Here is a 2,579-nt window from a genome sequence, read left to right as displayed (position 1 = left end):
GATATAAGTCAGGGTAGGAACAATGACTTCATCTCCATCCCCAATTCCTAAAGCAATTAAAGCAAGATGGATTGCTACAGTCCCATTGGAAACTGAGGCAGCATGCTGAACACCAATATACTTTGCAAAGGAAGTTTCAAATGCTTCGATATATTTTCCCTTAGACGATATCCAGGTAGAATCAAGACAATCATTTACATATTTTTTTTCGTTGCCTGAAAGAGAGGGTTGGTAAACAGGAAATTTATGCATTGCCATTAAATAACTTGGTTTTATAATATTCAAAATCTTTTTGTAATAAAGATTTTTTTTCTTCTTGTTTTATGAAATGATTCGGTTTAAAAAATTTATTAAATATTCTTTCGTGTAATGTTAATGGTGTTTCAACCTTTGATTCAAACGGATCCTTTAACAATGGCTTTTTGGAAAGAATATGTAGGTTAACGTTATTGCTATAAAGGTAACAGTTGAAATGTAATTTTAATTGCTCAAGTGAACCGATACTGAATAACGCAATATGTTGCCCTGCTTCCGGAACAAAATACCACCAATCATTCACAGATCTCATTTCAATCTCTGGTTGCAGTTCTGTAGAAAAAAAAATGGTATCGGAGAGGTGAAACATAGCAGTAATTTCATCAATAGGGGAAGCCAGGTGCTCAAACACTTCAAATGCAGTTAAACATGTAAAGCCATTTTCGATCCCCGCATCCTTAAGTTCAAAGAATTGTGCAAAAAGGTTTTTGCAGTATTTATCTGAAAGGTAAAAGTCATATCCTCTATCACGCATCAGACGTACATATATACCATAACCGCCGCCATAATCCAGATATTTTCCGTTTCCTGCAATTTGATTAAATATGGGAGATGATCTTTCTGCCAGCATATTATTCCGGTACAATAATCCCACATCCAGTAAAGCAATTGGAGAAGCATATGCATCATTTAGCCAGTAAGGTTCTTCAGTTTGAATAAACCCACAATTCTGACATTTTAGATATTTTACCAAATGCTTTTTTAAAACAAGAGCTTCAAACAAGATTAGGCTTTGCTTGTTGCATATTTTGCAATTCACTTCCATTTTACATTAATATTTGACACCAATTTAAATGCTTAATAAAAGTTAATTAATCTGTGCATTCCACTCACAATTCAAGAAAACGCAACCATAGTCGATGCCTGAATACTTATAGAATTCTGTACCAGTTTCCTCGATGACAAATTGAACAGGACTTTCGAGATACTTTACTATTTCAACATTTACCTTATGAAAACCTACAATCAACTGGTATTTATTAGGCACTAATACATTTGCAGGAATTGCTACAGAAATCACTACAAATCCCTCTTTTTGAATAAAGTTATTAACCTGAGTCTCTGAGGTAAAAACGCTTCGCTCTAATTGATCTATTACACGAATGCCAAAATGGCCACTGAGGTGTTTTTCCGCAACCTTAAGACTAAATATTACTTTAACTGATTGGTCAAATCCAAAATTGCCGCATATTGTACCTTGAGTATCTACTATTTTTATTTCTAAAATATCTGATTCTGTTTCTGGGCTTTCATTAATATAATGTGCGTTGTTCACAGTTTCGCCACCACTCAAGTAATGATCAACTGTTGATTGTGTCGATCCTTCAAAATCGAGCTTACCATTCTTCATTAAAATTGCATGATTGCAGAGAGAATTAACTGCTCCCATGTTGTGGCTTACAAACAAAACCGTTCTTCCCTCTCCCTTACTTACTTCATTCATTTTACCCAAACACTTTTTTTGAAACTCTGCGTCTCCGACCGCCAGCACTTCATCCACTATTAATATTTCACTTTCCAAATGTGCCGCCACAGCAAACGCCAATCGTACATACATGCCGCTGCTATACCGCTTTACAGGCGTATCTACATAACGCTCTACGCCACTAAAATCAATTATTTGATCAAGCTTGCGTTGTATTTCTTTTTTGCGCATGCCTAATATCGCCCCATTCAAAAATATATTTTCCCGGCCAGATAGTTCCGGATGAAAACCTGTACCCACTTCCAATAAACTTGCAACCCTTCCTTTAATATTTATTTTACCTGTAGTGGGTGAAGTTACTTCAGACAGTAATTTTAGCAGGGTACTTTTGCCTGCACCATTGCGGCCAATAATACCGACCGCATCGCCCTGTTGTATTTCAAAATTAATATCCTTCAGGCTCCATACAATATCACTCTTGCCTTTGGTGGAACGATCATTTGTTTCACCAATTTTTAAAAACGGATCTTCTTTACCTCTTACCGTGGTGGCCCACCAGCGCTCAAGATCTCTTGAAATCGTTCCGGTACCTATCTGCCCTATTTGGTAGGCTTTTGATAAATTTTCTACTTGTATCGCTATTGACATCTTAAATGGTATCTACGAAATCTTTTTCTGTTTTATTAAATATAATTACGCCCAATACCAATAACACAACGGTAACCAGGGCTGAATAGCCAATGCTCCAGGCAGTAAACTCACCCTTACCCAGGAAGCCATACCGGAAAGCTTCTACAATCCCAGTCATGGGATTTAATTGTATGAGGGCACGGTATTT

At 36.6% G+C, this 2,579-nt stretch carries 3 protein-coding genes and 1 pseudogene; all 4 read right to left on the bottom strand.

What is annotated here, in order from left to right; translation table 11 throughout:
* The coding region (locus H7254_RS11735; protein WP_301933144.1) for an aminotransferase class I/II-fold pyridoxal phosphate-dependent enzyme at positions 1-252 on the bottom strand (252 nt) is incomplete at its 3' end.
* On the bottom strand, positions 245-1,075 hold the full coding sequence (locus H7254_RS11730) for a class I SAM-dependent methyltransferase (protein ID WP_301933143.1): 831 nt from the start codon (positions 1,073-1,075) through the stop codon (positions 245-247). The genes H7254_RS11730 and H7254_RS11735, both read right to left, overlap by 8 nt.
* A 48-nt stretch (positions 1,076-1,123) precedes the next feature.
* Entirely contained in the window at positions 1,124-2,389 is a 1,266-nt protein-coding gene (locus H7254_RS11725; protein ID WP_301933142.1) for an ABC transporter ATP-binding protein, read from the bottom strand.
* A gap of 1 nt (position 2,390) precedes the next feature.
* Positions 2,391-2,579, bottom strand: a pseudogene (locus H7254_RS11720) (ABC transporter permease); the annotation flags it as partial.

The organism is Ferruginibacter sp., from assembly GCF_014377975.1.
In the GTDB taxonomy this organism is placed as follows: Bacteria; Bacteroidota; Bacteroidia; order Chitinophagales; family Chitinophagaceae; genus Ferruginibacter.
The sequence above is the reverse complement of the archived record's forward strand: the minus strand, read 5'-3'. Positions and strand labels throughout refer to the sequence as shown.

Coding starts and splice junctions, on each gene's coding strand:
- H7254_RS11725 (WP_301933142.1), bottom strand. CDS start 2,389: ATGTCAATAGCGATACAAGTAGAAAATTTATCAAAAGCCTACCAAATA.